2 protein-coding genes are annotated in these 2,865 nt (G+C 41.7%); both read right to left on the bottom strand.

The features are described 5' to 3' along the window. A partial coding sequence (locus H6S82_RS27355; protein ID WP_191057040.1) for a response regulator occupies window positions 1-2,280 on the bottom strand: 2,280 nt, incomplete at its 3' end. After that, on the bottom strand, window positions 2,261-2,865 hold a 605-nt coding region (locus tag H6S82_RS27350; RefSeq protein WP_191057039.1), incomplete at its 5' end, for a response regulator. The genes H6S82_RS27350 and H6S82_RS27355, both read right to left, overlap by 20 nt.

Here is a 2,865-nt window from a genome sequence, read left to right as displayed (position 1 = left end):
AAATATTTTCACGCTATTGCCAAGGATAGCAGTTATTTGATGGTTCGGCAAGAGTCCGCTGACGGCTAAAATTTTGACTTGTGGATTTATTTTTTGGAGCGTGCGGATGGTAGTTGAACCATCCATAGAGGGCATCATCATATCTACCAATACAATATCGATTTCTTCTTTATGTTGTGCATACAGCGCGATCGCTTCAATACCATCGCAAGCACTCATAACTTTGTAGTGATGGCTCTCTAAGGATATTTTGGTAATTTCGCGAATGGCATCTTCATCATCAACCACAAGCACAACTTCTCCATGTCCAACAGGCACTTGGGAACGACGTTGTTTTTCTTTTGTAAAATCTTTGATGGTTGTGTCTGTTGCAGGTAAATAAACATTAAATTTGGTACCTTTTTTAACTTCACTGAATACCTCTATAAAACCGCCATGTCCCTTAACAATGCCGCTAACTGTTGCCAGACCGAGCCCCGAACCTTTCCCCAAATCTTTGGTTGTAAAAAATGGATCGAAAATTCTTTCTAAGATTTTATTTGAAATGCCAAATCCGGTATCAGAAACTGCGATCGCAATATAAGAACCAACCTTAGCTTCAATATTCATACGGGCAAAGTTTTCATCAATGAAAATATTTTCGGCTGAAATCGTCAAAGTCCCCCCTTCTGGCATAGCATCGCGAGCATTGACACAAAGATTGACCAAAACTTGGTGTAGTTGAGTTGGATCTCCAGCCACACACCAGAGTTCTGGCGATATGTTTACATTAACTTCAATAGATTTAGGAAATGTATTTTTGATAATCTGCTCCGTTTCTAAAAGTAGGTGCGTTACTTCCATAAGTGTACGCTTACCTTCGCAGCCTCGTGCAAACGATAAAACTTGCTTTACTAAATCAGCCGCACGTTTAACGTTGATTTCCAGCGTGTTAAGCCACTCTTGACCCTGCTTGTCTTTAATTTTTATCTGTAAAAGTTGAATTGCCATCATGATTGGTGTGAGTACATTATTGAAGTCATGGGCAATGCCGCCAGCAAGCGTGCCCAGACTCTCCATGCGCTGAGCGCGAAGAAACTGCTTTTCAAATTGTTTTTTCTCAGTGATGTTAGTGTTGACAACAAGGACTGATTTAGGTTGCTGTTTGTCATCGCGTACTAGAGTCCAACAGCTTTCGACAATAATATCGTGACCGCCTTTGGTGACTTGGTTCAATTCGCCATGCCATTCACCTTTTTGGGCAAATATATTCTGAATTTCTATAATTTGAGGTGAAGTTTCCTTGTCCAAAATTTCATGCACATCCTTGCCAATAACTTTTTCTTGCGTCCAACCGTATATCTGTTCGGCACCTTTATTCCAAAATAAAATTTTATTTTGCAAATCCCGCACAATAACAGCATCTTTAGTAATGTCTAGAAGGGCAGCTTGTTCGCGAATTTTTTGTTCTGAAAGTTTGCGTTCGGTAATATCGGTGAGCATATTGATAGCACCGATAAATTCCCCGTTATTAATACCCATCGGACTGCTAGAAACAATTGTCCAAATTTCCGAACCGTCTTTCCGGAGGAACCGCAAATCGTGCCGCTGATTAATTTCTTGTAGGCGTCGTTCAAATTTCTGGACTGCTTCAATACGAGCGAGGTTATCCATAAAATCGAACCAAGAACGACCCAGGATTTCTTCTATGGTATAGCCGAGCATTTCGCTGATTCTTTGGTTGACATAAATGGTATTAGCTTGGGCATCTAACAACCAAATACCCTCTTGAGCTGTATCGACTATCGTCCGGAAGCGTTTCTCACTCTGCCGCAGCGCTTCTTCAGCTAAGGCACGCTCTTGAATTTCTTCTTGCAGACGCAAGTTTTTTTCTTGCAGTTTTTTCGTCAAGTCGCAAATGCTCAAGTGCGTTGTAACGCGAGCTAAAACTTCTTCATGTTGAAACGGTTTTGTAATGTAATCCACCGCACCAAGGCGCAAACCTTTGACCTTATCCACTGTCTCGGTAAGTGCCGTCATAAAGATTACTGGAATGTCTTTTGTGGACTGAGAAGCTTTCAGGCGGCAACAAGTTTCAAACCCATCTATACCTGGCATTAGCACATCTAAAAGTATCAGGTCTGGCCGTGCATATTCTACCTTTTGAATCGCACTTTCTCCGTCTTGAGCTACCAATACTTTAAAGCCAGAATCGGCTAATAAATCAAACAACACTCCTAAATTTGTCGGGGTGTCGTCTACTATTAAAATAATGCCTTTTTCATTCGGGTAGCCGTTCATTTTTCCCCCTATACTGGTTGACAAATTCCAGAATTTTCTTTTCTTCAAAATTTTTGGCCAATTGGCGCAGGTGGCTGGTGAATGACAGCCATTGCTTATCGATTCGATCTAGACGATCGCACTGCTCAATGATGCCTCTAAGATCCCCCATCATCGCGAAATCCAATAAGATAGCAATTTCTGGAGCCGACGGAGCAACAATTGATTGCTGTGAGGCTACGCCGTTCCCAAACGGTGTGCCTCTCCCAGCCTGCTGACTATTATTTTCACTTTTACTTTCTTCATAAACCCATTCAAGGCCCAAGTGAACTCGCAACTTTTCTAAAAGCTGGTCGATCCGTATTGGTTTGGGTAGAAAATCGTTACAACCTGCCTGAAAACTTTTTTGTATATCAAAATCAAAAACGCTGGCTGAAGTGGCAATCACCACTACTTTAAAATCCGATAACTTCCTGAGCCGACGGGTAACTTCCAAGCCGCTAAGTGCAGGCATCATCAAGTCCATCAATATACAATCAGGTTGAATTTCATGCGCCTTATTCAAACAGTCCTGACCGTCGATCGCTTCCACAATTTCAAATCCTA

The sequence above is a fragment of the Planktothrix sp. FACHB-1355 genome (assembly GCF_014748295.1).
GTDB classification, from domain to species: Bacteria; Cyanobacteriota; Cyanobacteriia; order Cyanobacteriales; family Aerosakkonemataceae; genus Aerosakkonema; species Aerosakkonema funiforme_A.
This window is presented reverse-complemented; position numbering and strand designations above follow the sequence as displayed.